Source organism: Microbacterium fluvii, assembly GCF_025515205.1.
Classification (GTDB): domain Bacteria; phylum Actinomycetota; class Actinomycetes; order Actinomycetales; family Microbacteriaceae; genus Microbacterium; species Microbacterium fluvii.
Map to the genome: position 1 here is coordinate 14,407 of NZ_JAOPFX010000001.1, position 14,126 is coordinate 28,532.

General features: G+C 69.5%; 16 protein-coding genes. 5 read left to right on the forward strand and 11 right to left on the reverse strand.

Annotation, left to right across the window (positions count from 1 at the left end; genetic code table 11):
- Window positions 1–65: 65 nt before the first annotated feature.
- The 3 genes from OAW74_RS00095 to OAW74_RS00105 all read right to left on the reverse strand — a co-directional run bounded on the left by OAW74_RS00095 (window position 66) and on the right by OAW74_RS00105 (window position 2,807).
- A complete protein-coding gene (locus OAW74_RS00095) occupies window positions 66–1,667 on the reverse strand; it encodes an MDR family MFS transporter (protein ID WP_262872303.1) in 1,602 nt (533 codons plus the stop codon).
- Window positions 1,668–1,827: 160 nt separating this feature from the next.
- On the reverse strand, window positions 1,828–2,478 hold the full coding sequence (locus OAW74_RS00100; RefSeq protein WP_262873888.1) for a cation diffusion facilitator family transporter: 651 nt from the start codon (window positions 2,476–2,478) through the stop codon (window positions 1,828–1,830).
- The gene (locus OAW74_RS00105) at window positions 2,475–2,807 is read right to left on the reverse strand and encodes an ArsR/SmtB family transcription factor (RefSeq protein ID WP_262872304.1); all 333 of its coding nucleotides are present in this window, start codon (window positions 2,805–2,807) and stop codon (window positions 2,475–2,477) included. The genes OAW74_RS00100 and OAW74_RS00105 overlap by 4 nt, the downstream gene beginning before the upstream one ends.
- A gap of 134 nt (window positions 2,808–2,941) precedes the next feature.
- Here OAW74_RS00105 and OAW74_RS00110 point away from each other — a divergent pair, with 134 nt between their 5' ends.
- Together OAW74_RS00110 and OAW74_RS00115 are read left to right on the forward strand one after the other, a co-directional pair.
- Window positions 2,942–3,304: a hypothetical protein gene (locus OAW74_RS00110; RefSeq protein WP_262872305.1), complete on the forward strand. Its 363-nt coding sequence runs from the start codon at window positions 2,942–2,944 to the stop codon at window positions 3,302–3,304.
- A 137-nt stretch (window positions 3,305–3,441) separates the two neighbouring features.
- Window positions 3,442–4,536 carry a class I SAM-dependent methyltransferase gene (locus OAW74_RS00115; protein WP_262872306.1) on the forward strand — a complete coding sequence of 365 codons (1,095 nt, stop codon included), beginning with the start codon at window positions 3,442–3,444 and terminating at the stop codon, window positions 4,534–4,536.
- Between the two features lie 30 nt (window positions 4,537–4,566).
- Here the strand turns inward: OAW74_RS00115 and OAW74_RS00120 are convergent, their stop codons facing one another.
- Both OAW74_RS00120 and OAW74_RS00125 read right to left on the reverse strand, forming a co-directional pair.
- Window positions 4,567–5,343 carry a phosphatase PAP2 family protein gene (locus OAW74_RS00120; protein WP_262872307.1) on the reverse strand — a complete coding sequence of 259 codons (777 nt, stop codon included), beginning with the start codon at window positions 5,341–5,343 and terminating at the stop codon, window positions 4,567–4,569.
- 108 nt (window positions 5,344–5,451) lie between these two features.
- Window positions 5,452–7,185 carry a long-chain-fatty-acid--CoA ligase gene (locus tag OAW74_RS00125; RefSeq protein WP_262872308.1) on the reverse strand — a complete coding sequence of 578 codons (1,734 nt, stop codon included), beginning with the start codon at window positions 7,183–7,185 and terminating at the stop codon, window positions 5,452–5,454.
- A gap of 137 nt (window positions 7,186–7,322) precedes the next feature.
- Between OAW74_RS00125 and OAW74_RS00130 the strand changes: the two genes are divergently transcribed.
- Window positions 7,323–7,592: a hypothetical protein gene (locus tag OAW74_RS00130; protein WP_262872309.1), complete on the forward strand. Its 270-nt coding sequence runs from the start codon at window positions 7,323–7,325 to the stop codon at window positions 7,590–7,592.
- Between the two features lie 41 nt (window positions 7,593–7,633).
- Here the strand turns inward: OAW74_RS00130 and OAW74_RS00135 are convergent, their stop codons facing one another.
- The 6 genes from OAW74_RS00135 to OAW74_RS00160 all read right to left on the reverse strand — a co-directional run bounded on the left by OAW74_RS00135 (window position 7,634) and on the right by OAW74_RS00160 (window position 12,568).
- A complete protein-coding gene (locus OAW74_RS00135) occupies window positions 7,634–8,596 on the reverse strand; it encodes a cation diffusion facilitator family transporter (RefSeq protein WP_262872310.1) in 963 nt (320 codons plus the stop codon).
- The gene (locus tag OAW74_RS00140; RefSeq protein ID WP_262872311.1) at window positions 8,593–9,084 is read right to left on the reverse strand and encodes a hypothetical protein; all 492 of its coding nucleotides are present in this window, start codon (window positions 9,082–9,084) and stop codon (window positions 8,593–8,595) included. The genes OAW74_RS00135 and OAW74_RS00140 overlap by 4 nt, the downstream gene beginning before the upstream one ends.
- Before the next feature lie 68 nt (window positions 9,085–9,152).
- Window positions 9,153–9,638: a GNAT family N-acetyltransferase gene (locus tag OAW74_RS00145; RefSeq protein WP_262872312.1), complete on the reverse strand. Its 486-nt coding sequence runs from the start codon at window positions 9,636–9,638 to the stop codon at window positions 9,153–9,155.
- A 4-nt stretch (window positions 9,639–9,642) separates the two neighbouring features.
- The gene (locus OAW74_RS00150) at window positions 9,643–10,383 is read right to left on the reverse strand and encodes a glycosyltransferase (RefSeq protein WP_262872313.1); all 741 of its coding nucleotides are present in this window, start codon (window positions 10,381–10,383) and stop codon (window positions 9,643–9,645) included.
- A complete protein-coding gene (locus tag OAW74_RS00155; protein WP_262872314.1) occupies window positions 10,380–11,726 on the reverse strand; it encodes a bifunctional PIG-L family deacetylase/class I SAM-dependent methyltransferase in 1,347 nt (448 codons plus the stop codon). Before OAW74_RS00155 ends, OAW74_RS00150 begins: the two co-directional genes overlap by 4 nt.
- Window positions 11,723–12,568 carry an acyl-CoA dehydrogenase gene (locus tag OAW74_RS00160; protein WP_262872315.1) on the reverse strand — a complete coding sequence of 282 codons (846 nt, stop codon included), beginning with the start codon at window positions 12,566–12,568 and terminating at the stop codon, window positions 11,723–11,725. Before OAW74_RS00160 ends, OAW74_RS00155 begins: the two co-directional genes overlap by 4 nt.
- Window positions 12,569–12,983: 415 nt before the next feature.
- Between OAW74_RS00160 and OAW74_RS00165 the strand changes: the two genes are divergently transcribed.
- Both OAW74_RS00165 and OAW74_RS00170 read left to right on the forward strand, forming a co-directional pair.
- Window positions 12,984–13,193: a hypothetical protein gene (locus OAW74_RS00165; RefSeq protein ID WP_262872316.1), complete on the forward strand. Its 210-nt coding sequence runs from the start codon at window positions 12,984–12,986 to the stop codon at window positions 13,191–13,193.
- A gap of 20 nt (window positions 13,194–13,213) precedes the next feature.
- Window positions 13,214–14,086 carry an SDR family oxidoreductase gene (locus OAW74_RS00170; protein WP_262872317.1) on the forward strand — a complete coding sequence of 291 codons (873 nt, stop codon included), beginning with the start codon at window positions 13,214–13,216 and terminating at the stop codon, window positions 14,084–14,086.
- Window positions 14,087–14,126 lie beyond the last annotated feature (40 nt).

A 14,126-nucleotide genomic window follows, 5' to 3' on the forward strand; every position in this document is an offset into this window, starting at 1 on the left:
GGTGGGAAGGCGCACAATGTCACTCTTCGAGCGGTTGAGTGACATTGTCGGGGGCGAGTTGCCCTTCAGGGCGCGTGACCGCTCGCCGGTGCCGAGATGCTCGCCGCAGCGTCACCGCCGGTCGCCGCAACCGCATCCTCGCGGGTCGCGCGGAACGGCACCTCTTTGATGAACAGCAGCAGCACGAACCCGGCCGCGACCATCGGAACGAGCACCAGGAAGACCGGGGTCAGCGCGTCGTTGTACGCGCCGACGATGAGGTCGCGGATCGCGTCGGGCAGGTCGTTCACGACGCCCGGGGTGAGCGCGTTGAGGTCGCCCGCGGCGCCGGTGCCTCCGAGGCTCGACAGCCGATCAGTGAGCAGATCGGTGAGGCGACTGGTGAACAGCGCGCCGACGAGTGCGCCGCCGATCGAGGCGCCGATCTCGCGGAAGAAGTTGTTCGAGGCCGTGGCGGTGCCGACCTCGCTGTCGGGGAACGAGTTCTGCACGACGAGTACGAGGATCTGCATCCCGAGTCCGATGCCGGCGCCGAGCGTGAACATGTAGCTCAGCAGCGCCCACAGCGACGTCTCGACGGTGAGCGTCGACATCAGCGTCAGGGCGATGCCGATGACCACCATGCTCGCCAGCGGCATCCACTTGTACCGGCCTGTGCGCGAGGCGAGGGCGCCGGTGGTGATGGTGGTGATCATGAGGCCCGCGATCATGGGCAGCATCAGATAGCCCGAGACCGTCGCGTTCACCCCGGTGACCATCTGCAGGTACGTCGGCAGGTAGGCGAGCGTGCCGAACATCGCGATGCCGATGAACAGCCCGGCGACGGTGGCGAGCACGAAGTTGCGGCTCTTGAACAGCTTCAGCGGGATCAGCGGATCGGATGCTGTGTGCTCCGCCAGCACGAAAGCGGCGGATGCGGCGACCGCCGTGACGATGAGCCACACGATCTGAGGCGAATACCACTCGTAGGTGTTGCCGCCCCAGGAGGTGACCAGGATGATCGAGGTCACCGCGACCGCCATCGTGAGTGTGCCCCTGATGTCGTACCGGAATGCGACTCGCCGTCGGGGCAGGCGCAGGAAGACGGCGGCGAAGATGATCGCGATGAGGCCGAGCGGGATGTTGATCCAGAAGGCCCACCGCCACCCGATGCCCTCGGTGAACCATCCGCCCAGCAGCGGCCCGATGACGGCCGAGAGGCCGAACACCGCGCCCATGATGCCCATGTACTTCGAGCGCTCCCGCACCGGGACGACGTCGGCGATGATCGCCTGCGACAGGATCATGAGGCCGCCGCCGCCGATGCCCTGGATGGCGCGGCCGATGATGAGCCACGTCATGTCCTGCGCCATGCCGCCCACGACCGAGCCGATCACGAAGACGCCGAGCCCGCCGATGAACAGCCACTTGCGGCCGACCAGGTCGCCGAGCTTGCCGTAGATCGGCATCACGATGGTCGCGGCGACCATGTATGCGGTCGTCACCCACAGCATGTGCTCGACGCCGTCCAGTTCGCCGACGATGGTCGGCAGCGCGGTCGAGAAGATCGTCTGATCGAGCGAGCCCAGCAGCATCGCCATCAGGAGGCCGGCGAAGACCAGAAGAACAGTGCGTCGGTCGATGGAGGGCGCCTGCTCGACGGGCGCGGTGGCGGTGAGGGAGGTCACTGTGCCACCTTCGCCGTCGAGGGCCGGTAGCCGCGTCCCCCCGAGGGGTGCACTTGTCGTACCCCAGCGGGGGTAGGCGCGATGGTCGATCTCGTCGGCCCCGGCGATCTCCGTCCGTCGGCTTCGCCGAGTTCCGTCGCCGCGACCTCGCCCGGGACACTCAGTGGTCGTCGTTCTCGAGGATCATGCCGACCGACGTCGCGCAGGCGTCGCCGCGCCATGCCTCGAGGCCCTCGCGGATGGCGAACCCGGCGATCACGAGTCCGGCGATGGCGTCGGCCCACCACCAGCCGAGAAGCGAGTTGAGGACCAGACCTGCGAGAACCGCTGAGGACAGGTAGGTGCAGATCAAGGTCTGCTTCGAATCGGCGACCGCGGTCGCCGAGCCGAGCTCCCGGCCCGCGCGCCGCTCCGCGAAGGAGAGGAACGGCATCACCACGACGCTGACCGCGGTGATCACGATGCCCAGCGTGCTGTGCCTCGGCTCGACGCCGCCGGACAAGGCGAACAGTGAGGTGGCGATCACGTACCCGGCGAGTGCGAAGAAGGCCACCGCGATCACCCGCAGCGTGCCCTTCTCCCACCGCTCCGGGTCGCGGCGGGTGAACTGCCAGGCGACGGCGGCGGCAGACAGCACCTCGATCATCGAATCCAGACCGAACGCGATCAGCGCACCGGACGACGCGAGCGTCCCCGCGGTCAACGCGACGCCCGCCTCGACAAGGTTGTATCCGATCGTCCCTGCGACGATCCACCGGATACGCCGTTCCAGCACGTGACGACGATCAGCAGCGAGAGTCGTTGTGCTCATGCGCAGGTGCACCCCTCACCCGTGCAGCAATCCGGCTCCACCGACAACACCACCTGCAGCAGCTCGCCGAGCGCCGGGGCCAGGTGCGGATCGGCGAGACGATACGAGGCGCGACGCCCCTCCGGTACGGCTTCGACCAAACCGCACCCCCGAAGACAGGCAAGCTGATTGGACATCACCTGCCTCGACACCCCCAGGGACTCCGCAAGATCCGACGGGTACGCGGGCCCGACGCGCAACGCGAGCAGCACCCCGGTGCGGGTCGTATCCGACAGCGCATGCCCCAGCCGGGCCAACGCTGCAGTGTGTGACATGGTCGCGGTCACCATAGCGCAACAGTACAGCAATCCGTGAACTAACCGCCTTTGACCGGTACTGGCCGTGTGGACGAGGTCCTCGAAGAGGACTGAGGTCACGTCGCCACCATGCTGTCGCGAGCGAGACCAGCGGCTACGCTGTGGCCGTGCCTGTGCCTGCCGACTGGTATCCACACCGCCGCCCCGACGGCGAGGGAGTGGGCTGGATCGTTCCCGACGGCGAAGGATTCCAGGCAGTCGATCTGCTGGGCCGCACGATCGGGCCGACATCTGTGGACTGGCTCGCGGCCGAAGTGCTGCTCGAAGAGCGCGGGATCGGCTATCTCGCCGACCGGTACACGCTGCGACTGCCGGACGGCACCGAGCGCAGCGTGCGCATTGCGGAAGTCAGCAGCGAGGGCATCAGCGTCGTCGCCGATGAGTTCGGGATCGCGTCCGCCGTCGGCGCGGTGCATGAGCACTTCCGGTTGCCGTTCCCGGCCCCGGAGGAACTCCAGATCATTACGTAGGAGCGACCGGAGTTCGGGTGGCGCGATCACGCCCGGATGCTGCGCCACGTCTACCCGGAGTCTCCGGGCCTGGTGGGCGGCGAGCGCGAGTTCTAGCATGTCGCTCGTTGATGCCGTCATGCCGATGGGGGTGGGCGATGGACGACGCGGTGGATCGCGACGGCGGGGAGGCCGACGAGCGGGCGGTCGACGACTTCGCGGGGTGGGTGTTCGACAGGTTCCTCGGCGGCATGGAGACGCTGTCGATCCACATCGGCTCCGCTCTCGGGCTCTATGCCGCACTCCGGGATGCGCCGGCCACGGCATCCGAACTCGCGGCGCGAGCCGGGATCGATCGACGGTATGCGCGCGAGTGGCTCGAGCAGCAGGCGACCGCCGGCATCCTTGCCGCCGACAGCAGGAGCGACGAGGTGACCTTCCATCTGCCGCCTGCGCAGGCAGAGGTGCTCACCGACCGCACGTCGCTCGGATACGCCGCGCCATTGGCCCGCATGTTCGCGACGGTCGCACTGCGCCTGCCCGACCTCATGGACGCCTATCGCGCAGGTGGGGGTGTTCCCTGGGCGGCGTTCGGCGCCGGCATGCGAGACAGCCAGGGTGACATCAACCGCCCATGGTTCGAGAGGATGCTCGCGGAAGCACTCGCATCCGTCCCGCAGGTGCACGAAGTGCTCTCTCGATCGGATGCCGGCATCGCCGACGTCGCGTGCGGGCACGGGTGGTCGACGATCGCGCTCGCCCGGGCGTATCCGGATGCGCTCATCGACGGCTACGACATCGATGCCCCCGCCATCGAGGCCGCCCGGGAGCATGCCGCAGATCTCGAGAATGTGACCTTCTCCGAGCTCCGAGGAGAGCAGCTCGCCGACGAGGGTGAGGATCGCTACGACGCCGCATTCGTGTTCGAAGCACTGCACGACCTGCCCGATCCGGTCGCCGTGCTCTCGTCGATCCGACGCGCGGTGCGAGACGACGGGGTCGTCGTGATCATGGACGAAGCGGTCGCCGAGACGTTCTCACCGCCCGGCGACGAGGTCGAGCGGGTGATGTACGCCTACAGCCTGCTGATCTGTCTGCCCGACTCGATGTCGACGCCCGACTCCGTCGCGACAGGAACGGTCATGCGACGCGCGACCCTCGAAGGCTACGCACGCGACGCGGGTTTCTCAGGCGTCAGCATCCTGCCGATCGACGGATTCAGCGCCTTCCGCTTCTTCCTGCTGGAGCGGTGAGGCTCATCGTCCCGAACGCCGCGGCCGAGCTCACGCGGCGGTGAGCGCGGCCTTCGTCTTGCCGCGGTGCAGAAACCACACCGGGCGGCCGTCATCTTTGCGGATGAGGGGCTCGAACGCCCACCACATCAACAGGGCGAACCCGGTGCCGCACACCAGCCCGAAGATCGTGTCGCTCAGCCAATGGGCGTTGATCAGGGTGCGCTGCCAGACGATGCCGACCATGAGCAGCCCCCCGATGATCCACCACGCGGCGCGCGCCGTGCGGCGCACGGCGGGGATGAGCGCCGCGACGCCGATGACGAGCGAGCCCACGGCGACGGCGTGTCCAGACGGGAATGAGCCGTGGTCGACCGAGAACAGCGGGCCATAGAGGCCGAGCGCCTCATCGGCGGCCGGCCGGGGGCGGTCGACGAGGCGCTTGAGGATCTGGGTGACGACGGCGATCGCGCCGAAGGTCGCGACGAAGAAGAAGAGCGCCGACCGCCAGCGTCCGACGATCAGCAGGGCGATCGGAATGCCGAAGGCGATCACCAGCTGGCCGAGCTCGCCGATGAACTGGAAGAACATCGGCAGCACCCAGGTGTACGTACCGCTGTCGGGCGTCGCGCCGTTGATGCCGCGCCACCAGTCGTCGACGCCCTGGGTGAACGGCGCCGACGGGCTGAGGCGAACGGCGACGGCCATCATCAGCAGCGCTGCGAGCAGACCGAGCGCCCACCAGAGCAGGGCTGCGGTGCGGCGAGGGGAGGATGCGGGGGCCGCGTGCGCCGCGGGCGCGGCGAGGGGGCTCTCAAGGGGTGACATCTTCGTCGAGTGGTCCTCTCAGCATCCGCCATGGACGCTGACGAAACCATATGCCACTCGGTATTGAAGAGCAAGCGTTGTTCGGGTTTCACACCTCCCGCGGCGCCGTCACCGCCGTCTCGGGCGCGGGGGAGCGGCCGCCGCCTCGCGTTCGGCGATCTGCGCGGCGACCTCGCGGCGGAGCACCTTGCCGATCAGAGAGCGGGGCAGGTCGTCGACGGCGACGACGCGCCGCGGCACCTTGTAGGCCGTGAGCCGCGAGCGGCAGTGATCGCGGAGCGCCTCGACATCGAGCGTCGCGCCGGCGCGCAGCACGACGGCCGCGACGACCTCTTCGCTGCCGTCGCCCTTGCGCGCTCCGACGACGGCCGCCTCCATGACGTCGGGATGCGTCTCGAGCACGTGCTCGACCTCACTCGGGGCGACGTTGAAGCCGCCCGTGATGATGAGCTCCTTGATCCGATCGACGATCGTGACGAATCCATCGGCGGAGACGGTGGCGATGTCGCCCGTGCGCAGCCAGCCTCCCTCCACCAGCGCGGCGGCGGTCTCGTCGGGTCGACTCCAGTAGCCGCGGAAGAGCTGAGGTCCGCGGATGAGCAGCTCGCCCGGCTCGCCCAGTTCGAGGTCGACGGTGGGGTCGTCCGGGTCGACCACGCGGATCTCGGTGCTCGGGAACGGCACTCCCACCGTGCCGGCGCGGCGGGTGGTGCCCATCGGATTGCCGAGGGCGACCGGCGAGGTCTCGGTCATCCCGTACCCCTCGACGAGCAGACCGCCGGTGACCGACTCCCAACGTTCGACGGTCTCTGCGGGCAGGCTCATCGCGCCCGAGATCGCGAAGCGCACGGTCGAGAGGTCGACGTCGCCGCGCTCCGCCGCGGCGGCCAGTCGATCGTAGATCGGGGGGACCGCGGGCAGGAACGTCGGAGGGCTGGTCTTGGCGGCCGCGACGACGAGGCCGACGTCGAAGGTGGGGAACAGCACGAGCTTCGCCCCGATGCTCATCGCGAAGGTGAGGCACAACGTCAAGCCGTAGGCGTGGAAGAGCGGGAGCACGCCGTAGAAGACCTCTGCGCCGTCCTTGAGACCGGGCACCCACGCGCGGCCCTGCATCGCGTTCGCGCGCAGCGCGGAGTGCGTGAGGATCGCGGCCTTCGGCGACCCTGTCGTTCCGCTCGTGTACTGCAGCAGCGCGATGTCGTCCAGGGCGGGGCCGGCGACGCGGCGGGAGACGCGGCGGTGATCGAGCAGCTTCTTCCACGTCTGCGCGGGCGCGGTGCGCGGAGTGCCCGTCAGTCGGCTGCGGGACTGCCGGGCCTTCGCTACGGGAAGCCGCAGCGCCAGGCGCTTGAGCAGCGGCAGCGCCTGCGTGATGTCGACGCTCACGATGTGCTCGATCCCGACGTCTGCGGGGAAGCCGGCGATCGTGTCGACCACCTTGTCCCACACGATCGCGACCCGCGCGCCGTGGTCTTCGAACTGATGCCTGAGTTCGCGGCCGGTGTAGAGCGGGTTGTGCTCGATGACGATCGCGCCCAGGCGCAGCGCCGCATAGAACGCGACCACGTGCTGGGGACAGTTGGGCAGCACGAGCGCGACGCGATCGCCCTTCGTCACGCCGAGTCGTCTGAGCCCCTCGGCGGCGCGCTCGATCTGCTCGCCGAGCTCGCGATAGGTCGTGACGGCGCCGAAGAACTCCAGCGCGGGCCGTTTGGCATGTGTGACGACACTGGCCGCGATCATCTGCGAGAGCGTCTGGGTCGGCTTGTCGATCTGCGCTGGCACACCGTCGGCGTACGAGGCGAGCCACGGTTTGGATTCGTAAGGGCTGTGCGGCACGGCGTCATCCCTCCTGATCGCCGATGAGGACTGGTGCGACATCCCGATCCGGCTCTCGAAGACTAACCCTTCCTGCTATCAGGCACCCGAGAGCGCCGCCCAGGCGATACCCGGCTGACATCTGAGAGCATCGATGCATGTCGTATGCCCCCGCACGCCGCTCGAACCCGACCGCCTGGGCCGCCTTCTGGCTGGGGCTGGCGGGGCTCGTGCTCATGCCCATCCCGCTGTTCATCGGGCTGATCGTCGGCGGCGGCCTCTCGATCATCGCCGCGGTGTTCGCGGTGATCGGACTTCTGAAGGGGCTCGCGCGCGGCGGCACCGGCATCGCCCCGGTCGTGTTCGCAGCGATCTTCATCGCCCTCACGTGGGGCGGCATCTCACTCGGCGGAGGCATCATCTGGTGAGCCGCCTGACGACGGTGTCGCCGGGAGCAGGTGGATGAGGTTCAGGCGCGCATCGCCTCGTCGGGGATCGCCTCGACGGGAATGATCGACACGTCCTGCATCTTCCAGTCGAGATCGGCGATGGCACGGGCGGCCGCGCTGAGCTTCGCCGTCGACACGCGATCCCGGTGCGGCACGACGAAGGCCTCGACGTGGAACACCTGCCCCATGTCTCGCATGCGCACACCCGCGTCCCGCACCCAGGGCTGTCGCTCGAGTTCGTCGACGATGCGCGCGACGAGCGGATGCGGGCCCGCATCGTCGACCGTCTGCGCGCGCTGATCGATGAGGTCACGCACCGCTGCGCGCGTGTTGCGGTACCCATCCCAGACGATGCCGAGCGAGATGAACAGCGCTGCGGCTCCGTCGAGCCACCACCAGCCGATGCCGATCCCGAGCACCCCGACGATCGACGCGACCGTGGTGGTCCAGTCGGCCTTCGCCATGTCGGCGTCGGCATAGAGCACCTTGTTGTGCAGCTGGGGCGCGAGCTTCGCCTTGGCGTGGCCATAGAAGAACGGCCCGACGACGATCACCGTCATGACCGCGATCATCAGCCAGCCCAGCCACACCGTCTGCCCGAACAGCTGCACCGTGCCGATCGCGGGGTGCTCCGCGCGCACGAGCCCGGCGATGGACTCCACGGCGAGATTGCCTCCGACCGCGAGCAGGGCGACGCCGGCGACCAGATGTCCCACGCCCATCACCCGGTGCAGACCGAAAGGAAAGGCCTGCGTCGGTCGTCGACGGATGAACAGCAGGGCGACCAGGAACGCGATCTGCGGAATGAGCGACAGCATGTCTTCGATCCACGCGGTCTTCATCGCCTGGGAGCCGCCGACGACCAGAGCGATCACTGCGATCGTGACGCAGGTGTAGCCGATGGTGAACCACTCCCAGCGGATGGCGCTGCGCAGTGCCTGCTGCTGCTGGTCGGGCAGGTCGACGCGCCCGACCGATTTCACGGCCCCACCTCTTCGTCGAGGTAGGTCTCGAGCGCTGTCTGCAGGGCGTTCTCGCCGAGCGGCATCAGCACGACCAGCGCGCGACCGTCGCTGCCGTCGATGCCGGTGTATCCCCGTGACACCGACACCCGGTCGCCCCACGGCGTGTCTTCGGTGATCCCGCCGACCCCGAGGTCGAGTTCGCCGTGCTCGAGGTCGTCGACGATGGTCTCTTCGCTGGCCACCACCCAGTCCACGTGAGCGCCGTTCGCGCGCGCGAACCCTTCGATCGCGTCGGCCAGCGGGCCGGTCACGTTCTGTTCGTCGATGACCAGCGCCCGTCCCGCCGGTGTCGCTCCCACACGAAGCTCTCCGCTGGTGGCGATGCGACCGAGTGTGCCGTCGGGATCGGTGGGGATGCTGATGCCGCACCCGGCGGTCAGCAGAGCGAGCGCCGCCACCGCGACGGCTGCCACCAGCCTCGAGCTGACCCGTGTCGTCGACCGCACGCGACTGAGGGTACGCCGCGGGCGGCCCGCAGCGAGGCCCTTGACACGCGCCGGCGCGGACCGCACGGCTACGCCGTCGCCGTGAGCGGCTTGCGCAGGAACACCTGCTCGATGCCTTCCGACTGCGGCACTCGCTCTGTCTCGCGATAGCCCAGTCGCAGATACAGCTCGAGGTTCTGCGTGCTCAGCGACCCCGTGAACAGCTCGGCCTCTGTGCATCCATGCTCGCGGCCGCGCTGCTCGACGACATCGAGCAGCCGGGGCCCGAGCCCGTCGCCCTGCTGGTCGGGCGCGATCGCGATGCGACCGACCAGCAGCAGAGTTCCGGAGGCGACCGCCCGCGCCGCCCCGACGATGCGCCCGGCGCGCTCGGCGATGCAGCCGAGGTTGCCGTGGAGCTCGTGCTCGAGCTCGGCGAGGGTCTGGGTGAGCGGCCCCATGTCCGCGTCGCCGTAGAGCAGCGCTTCGCTGACGAACGCAGCCCGCTGCACGGTCAGCACCTGTCCTGCATCGTCGACACGGATGGGTCGAAGGGTGATCGCGTTCTCGCCCATGAGGTCAGCGGACTTCCTCTCGTTCGTAGCCTGCCGAGATGTCGCCGGCCGCCGCCACGAGATCCTCACGAAGATATCGGGCGTATCCGCCTGGGGCGCGGCCGAAAGGACGGCCACTGGTGAGCACCCACGCAGCATCCGACGCGACCATGCGCGCGCCGCCCGAGCGGATCGCCTCGACGAGCAGCACATCCTCGTGCAGCGGGGTGGCCGCGAAGCCGCCGGCTCCGAGCAGCACGTCGGCGCGAACACCGAGGTTCGCGCCATGGACGTGACCGTTGGCCTCACCCGGGACGTGCGTGGCCAGCCAGGCGGTGCGCTGGGCTTCCGTGAGATCGTCGAAGTCCGGTCGCACGGTGCCGATCATCGCACCAGCGCCCCCGCGGGCCAGTTCGATCTGGTGCGTCAGCCAGTGCGGCGGCACGACCGAGTCGGCATCGGTGTGCGCCGTCCAGATGTGCGCGGTCGGCAGCGGTGCCAGCATCGACAGCGCGCGCTCCACCCCTGCCGCCCGCGCCGCGCCGACGCAGCGCGCATCGACGGTGACGACCTCGACCCCATGCGTCCGTGCGATCTGCGGCGAGGCGTCGCGACATGCGTCGAGCACGACGCAGACGATCACCTTCGGCATGAGGCGTCGCGCGTTGCGCACCGCCGACTCCAGGGCCCGTAGGCAGGCGGGCAGCAGCTGCTCTTCGTCATGGGCGGGCACGACCACCGCGACCGCATCGATACGTGCACTCATGCCAGACCCTCCGCTGCGGCTATGCTCTGTGCGCCGGGGCGGGTGAACACGTCGAGGACGAGGTCCGCTTCGATGTGGTGCACGGCCCGCTCCCATTGCGCACTGCGCGCCAGCAGCGCATGCACCTGATCGCCCGTGAGCGGCGCGTCGGAGATCGGATGACGCCAGTGGCAGGCGACCACGACACCGTCATCGGTCAACGACGCTGCGATCAGCTCCCTCGCTCGGATCAGGTCGTCCACCGCCCAGTAGTACCCGAGCTCGGACAGCACGATCAGGTCGAAACGCCCAGAGGGCCAGTCGGCCGGCAGGACCCTCTGCTCGAACACGACGGCGGTGCCGGCCACCCGGGCAGAGGCGTGCGCGAGAGCGGAGGCGACGGCGTCGACGGCCACGACGCGATCCGCGCGCTTCGCGAGCTGGGCGGTCAGCAGACCCGTCGCACAGCCGAGCTCCAGCGCATGTGCGAACCTACGCCGGGGCAGGGTCGCGAGCAGCAGATCGCGTTTGCGCTGTTCATACCATCGCGTTTCGTAGCCCCATGGGTCGTCGCGGCGAGCGTAGCGCCGTTCGAAGTCCGCGACCGCGACCGATTGATCGGCAGCCCGATCGGACGCGATGAACACCTCGACGTCGCGGGAGAAGTGCGCGGCCATCGACTCGTGCAGTATGGCGGCGTCGCCAGGATGCGAGGTCGCGGGCAGGGTCTGGGATTGATGCCGGCCGACGGCTCGCTTCTTCGCGGCCCTCGCCCAATCGGGGAGAGTCAGCGAACGCCAGTGGGCGGTGTCGACGGCATCGGGCCGGCCCCAGTGCCACAGCCAGATCGGGTAGCCGACGACTCGCACGCCCGGTCGCTGCAGGCGCAGGGCGATCTCTCCGAGAATCCGGTGGTCACGATGCCCGTCGCCCCACCACGGCGCGACCAGCAGCACACCCTCCGGTGACGGCCCGAGCTCGCGCTCGACCGCCGTCGAGACGGCGTCGACGTGCTCGCGCAGGCCCCCGTCGGGCATCCCGAGAAACCGCAGGCCCGCTGTCGGCGCGAGATCGGCCAGCGCCTGCGTCGACTCCAGGCGCCGCATCCTGGCCACCTCCGCAGGCGCGGTCGCGGGGTGTGACCCCTCGCCGTCGGTTGCGATCACGACGGTCACGTCGGTTCCTGCGGCGCACGCCACAGCGACCAGCCCGCCCGCCCCGAGGGTCTCATCGTCGGGGTGCGCGGCGAGCACGATCAGCCGCTCCCCGGCGATGACCAACTCCGGTGCGGCCTTCCACGGTGCGGCGGCGAGCCACTCCGCCTCCGCGGTTCCCGGATCTCTGTGGTCGAACGCGACACTCACGGCCGCACCAGGAGCCGGCCCAGTCGCGCGGCATCGCGCTGAGCATGGTGCTGACGGAGGTAGATGCGAAGGTCGGCGACCCGGCGGGCGTGATGTTCGTCGGAGGTCAGCGGAGCGGGTCCGAGAGCATGGTCGGCGATGATGAGCACGTGCTCGACTGCTTCGGCAACGACCGCACGGCATCGCTCGGCCAGCACCTTGGCGGCATCCGCCTCGGTGCCGGCATCGGCGGCGTCCGCAGCCTCGGCCAGCACCGCCCGGGCGGCCCAGAGGGCGGCATCCGCCTCTCCCAGTCCGGCCAGAGCGAGCTGATCCGCCTCCTCGCGCTCGGCGGCACGCGCGAGGGCGTCGCGCAGCGGCATCGCTGCGCCCCACCACACGGCGGCGACGCCGATGCCGCCCCACGCGAAGCCGGGGCGGCGCAGGTACCACTCATCGTCGCCGACCGGCTCGGCGGGAACGCCCTGGAAGTCCACGGCGGCGCTCACGATCTGCGAGAGCCCTCGAGACACCCACGGGCCCCTGTGCGCCGTGACGCCCGGCGACCGCAGTGCCACCGCGAACAGGCGCCGGGTGCCGGGCCCTGTCCACGCGGTCACCAGGGCATGACTGAGCTGTTCGGCCAATGAGCACCACGGCTTCGTGCCGCTGAGTGTCCACGAGCCGTCGGCGTCGCGGTCCGCGGTCAGACGCAGGTCGGGCGCCTCGGCCGCGAACACCCCCCATGTCGAGTCGGGGCCCGCGCCCAGAGCTTCGAAGGCGGGGGCGCCGTCGGCGGTCTCGGCCGCCTGCGCCAGGATCGAAAGGGCGTCCAGGCTCGAGAATGCGGGCGGCCCCGACATCGAGCATCGCCGTCGTCGCGAGAGTCTCCCAGGCTCGCGACGTCGCGCCGCGGCCAGGCAGCGGCGCGTGCCGACCGATCTCCACCGCCCAGTCCAGAGTCGCGGCGATGTGGGTGCCGAACCCGATCACCCTGCCGCTGGATTCGATGAGCGCAGAGACGTCGGCGCCCGGCGAACGGTGAAGCGGATGCAGCGACAACGGTGCGGGCTCGGTTCCCGTCTCCGTGCGCCCCATCTCGCCTCCGTCTCGTGACCGACGATAGGACTCCCGGTCGATGCCGCCCGTGGGATTGATTCGGTCCACCCCCTCTGCTAGACCGATCGCCGGTCGGCCCGCTTGCGCATTCAGCTCGCGGCGTCAACCCCCGCGATCTCGGCCAGCGCGCTGTCTAGCGTCGGAACGAGGAGGAACGACATGCCTGCTTCTGTGAGATGGATGCTCGTGATCGCGCTCGTCGGCGCCGCCTATGTGGCCGGCGCCAAGGCGGGACGCTCGAGATACAGGGAGATCAGTCGCGCCGCGCGGAACCTGTGGGACGACCCTGGCGTCAAGAAGGTGCGTGACAAGACCTACAAGAAGATCGAGAAGGCCGCCTCGCGGGCGGCGAAGAAGATCGGCGCCTGACCGGCGAGGGGGAGAATGCCATGACCGACCCGCGCACGGTCCACCACGACGGCGGCTTTCCCGATCAGGAGCAGGAGCAGCCGGGCCTCATCGACGCGATGATCCCGGAGCCCGACCACGGCGAGGAGTCCTACCGCGGCAGCGAGCGGCTGATCGGCCGCCGTGCCCTGATCACCGGGGGAGACTCCGGCATCGGGCGAGCCGTTGCGATCGCGTTCGCGCGCGAGGGTGCGGACGTTGCGATCGTGCACCTGCCCGAGGAGCAGGACGACGCGGATGCCACGCTGGCCCTGGTGGCAGAAGCCGGCCGCCGCGGAGTCTCGATCGCGGGTGACCTGCGCGAGGAGTCCTTCGCGACCGACATCGTCGACCGCGCGATCGATGCACTCGGGGGGCTCGAGATCGTCGTGCTGAACGCGGCCTATCAGAAAGACCGCGACGGCGTCGAAACGCTCGAGACCGAAGAGCTCGACCGGGTCTTCCGCACGAATCTGTACAGCATGGTGTTCACCGCACGTGCGGCACTGCCGCGACTGCAGGCGGGAGCATCCGTCATCGTCACGTCGTCGATCCAGGCGTTCCATCCCTCGCCCTCGCTCATCGACTACGCCATGACCAAGGCCGCGCAGGTCGCCTTCGTCCGCGCGCTCGCCGAAGACGTGGGGCCGCGGGGGATCCGCGTCAACGCCGTCGCCCCCGGTCCGATCTGGACGCCGCTGATCCCTGCGACCGGGTGGGATGCCGACCGGCTCGCGACCTTCGGACAGGACACCCCGCTGGGCCGCGCGGGTCAGCCCGCCGAGCTGGCCGGCGCGTACGTCTATCTCGCGTCGGATGCCGCCACCTACGTCTCGGGCGCCGTGCTGCCGGTCACCGGCGGCAAGCACCTGTGACGGCGCCCTGTCAACCCCCGTGCCGCCGCGGCCGTGCCGG